The 2,814-nt window shown below is 72.7% G+C and carries 1 protein-coding gene; it reads left to right on the top strand.

All coding sequences use genetic code 11. The annotated features are described in order from the left end of the window. A partial coding sequence (locus tag ABTZ99_RS44775; protein ID WP_499619253.1) for a beta-galactosidase occupies positions 1 to 2,764 on the top strand: 2,764 nt, incomplete at its 5' end. Positions 2,765 to 2,814: the final 50 nt, after the last annotated feature.

Raw genomic sequence — 2,814 nt, 5'->3', positions numbered from 1 at the left:
GACCACCCCGGTGGTCGCGGCCCCGGCCTCCGCCGAGGAGCGGCACGTGGTCTCCTACGACCGGTACTCGCTCACCGTGGACGGCGAGCGGGTCATGCTGTGGTCGGGCGAGTTCCACTACTTCCGGCTGCCCAGCCCCGAGTTGTGGCGCGACGTGCTGGAGAAGATCCGGGCGGCCGGGTTCACCGGCGTGTCGCTGTACTTCCACTGGGGCTACCACTCGCCCTCGCCGGGCGTGTACGACTTCACCGGCGTGCGCGACGTGGACCGGTTGCTGCGGATGGCCGACGAGCTCGGCCTGTACGTGGTGGCCCGGCCGGGGCCGTACATCAACGCCGAGACCAGCGGCGGCGGCTTCCCGGCGTGGCTCAAGACGGTGGAGGGGCGGGCCCGGTCGAGCGACCCCGGCTACCGGGCCGCGTACACCGAGTGGCTCGGCCGCCTCAACCCGATCATCGCCCGGCACCAGGTGTCGCGCGGCGGCTCGGTGATCGCCTACAACGTGGAGAACGAGTACGCGGTCAACGTCGACCCGGCCTACATGGAGGACCTCCAGCGGCAGGCCCGCGCCGCCGGCATCGACGTGCCGATCGTGCACAACAACTGCTGCGGCGGGAACCTGGCGAACTGGTCGTCCGGCCAGGGCGCGGTGCAGATCCCCGGCGTCGACGACTACCCGCAGTCGTTCGAGTGCCACAACCCCGACGCCTGGGGCCCGTGGGGCGACGGCGTCACGCGCAGGCTGCGCGACGACGCGCCGGTGTACGCCGCCGAGTACCAGGCGGGCGCGATCGACCTGAACAACGCCGGGTACGACAAGTGCCGCGAGCTGACCGGCCCGAGCTACATGAAGGTGTTCTACAAGAACAACGCCATCTCCAGCGGCGCCACCATGTACGGCTACTACATGACGTTCGGCGGCACGTCGTGGGGCTGGCTGCCTCAGCCGAACGACGTCTACACCTCCTACGACTACGGCTCGGCGATCACCGAGTCGCGGCAGCTCACCGCCAAGTACGACGAGTTCAAGCGGCAGGGCTACTTCATGACCACCGTCGCGCCGCTGACCGAGACCGACGAGGCCGCCGCCCCGGCGCCCGCCGACCCGGCCGTGCTCGCCCGGGCCCGCGCCAACCCCGACACCGGCACGCAGTTCGTGCTGGTGCGCCAGGCCGAGCTCGCCGGCGCCGCCGACGTGTCCACGACGCTGGACTGGTCCACCCCGGACGGCCGCTACCAGGTGCCGGTGCGGGTGAACGGCCGTGACGCCAAGATCCTCGTCGCCGGGTACGATCTCGGCGGCCAGCGGCTGGTGTGGTCGAGCTCCGAGATCCTGACCCACGTGGACGTCTCGGGCCGCGACGTCGCGGTGCTCTACGGCCGTGACGGCGAACAGGGCTCCACCGTCCTGCGCTACCGGTCCGCGCCCACGGTCAAGGTGCTCGACGGCCAGGTCCGCAGCTCCTACGCCGACGGCGACCTGCGGCTGGACTACACCCACACCGGACTGGCCCGCGTGCTGGTCACCGGCGGCGGGCGGCAGCCGATGCTGCTGATGCTCGGCACCGACGAGGCCGCCGCCCGGTTCTGGCGGCAGGACACCGCGGCCGGACCCGTGCTGGTCCGCGGCACGTCGCTGGTCCGCTCCGCCGAGATCCAGGGCGGCCGGCTGGCGCTGCGCGCGGACACCGACCGCGCGGGCGACGTCGAGGTGTTCGCGCCGGTCCGCCACCTCTCCGTGGGCGGACGCCCGGTGCCCGTGCGCCGGACGTCGAGCGGTTCCCTGCTCGGCTCGCTGCCCGGCCCGGAGCAGGTGCGCCTGCCCGAGCTGACCGACTGGCGCTACCGCCCGGAGGCGCCCGGCCAGGGCGAGTCCGGCTGGACGACGGCGGACAAGACCACCACGGCGAGCCCGATCAAGCCCAAGACGCTGCCCGTGCTGTACGCCGACGAGTACGGCCACCACAACGGCCACGTCTGGTACCGCGGCCGGTTCACCGCCACCGGCGCCGAGAAGACCATCACCGTGAACGCCATCACCGGCAGGCGCGGCAGCTACCAGGTGTGGCTCGACGGGCGCTACCTCGGCTCGGCCGCGGGCGGCGTCCAGTCCGACTCCGAACCGGTGAACCCCGATCCCGGACGCGGCGAGTTCGCCGTGCCCGAAGGGCTGCTGGCCGCCGGGCGGCAGGCGACGTTGACCGTGCTGGTCGGGAACATGGGCCACAACGACGACTGGACCGCCGACGACGTCCGCCACAAGCAGCCGCGCGGCCTGTTCGGGGTGGTGGTCGAGGGCTCGACCGCGCCGATCTCCTGGCAGATCCGGGGTTCCCGCCCCGTGGACGGCGAGCGCGGTCCGATGAACACCGGCGGCCTGTACGGCGAGCGCGCCGGCTGGCACCTGCCCGGCTCCGGCGGCTGGCAGCGACCACCGGGCGAGCTGACGCCCGGCGTGTCCTGGTACCGCACCGACTTCGAGCTGGACCTGCCGCGCGGGCACGACGTCTCGCTCGGCCTGCGGTTCGAGGACACCACCGCGCGCGGCTACCGGGTGCTGATCTTCGTCAACGGCTGGAACATGGGCCAGTACCTCAACGACGTCGGCCCGCAACGGGAGTTCGTGCTCCCCGACGGCGTGCTGCGCGACCACAACACGCTCACCTTCGCCGTGATCGCGACCGAGGCGGCGCAGGGTGACCCCGGGAAGGTGAGCCTGGTGACCCTAGGGAACCACCGGACCGGTGCTGCCGCGGACCGCTAGCCGGGGCGGCAGCAGCCGGACCTCGGGTTCGGCGGGGCCGTCGAGCTGGC

This window comes from Actinosynnema sp. NPDC002837, assembly GCF_040295345.1.
Lineage (GTDB): Bacteria > Actinomycetota > Actinomycetes > Mycobacteriales > Pseudonocardiaceae > Actinosynnema.
Note: the sequence above shows the minus strand (reverse complement) of the source record. Positions and strands in the feature narration are given on the sequence as shown.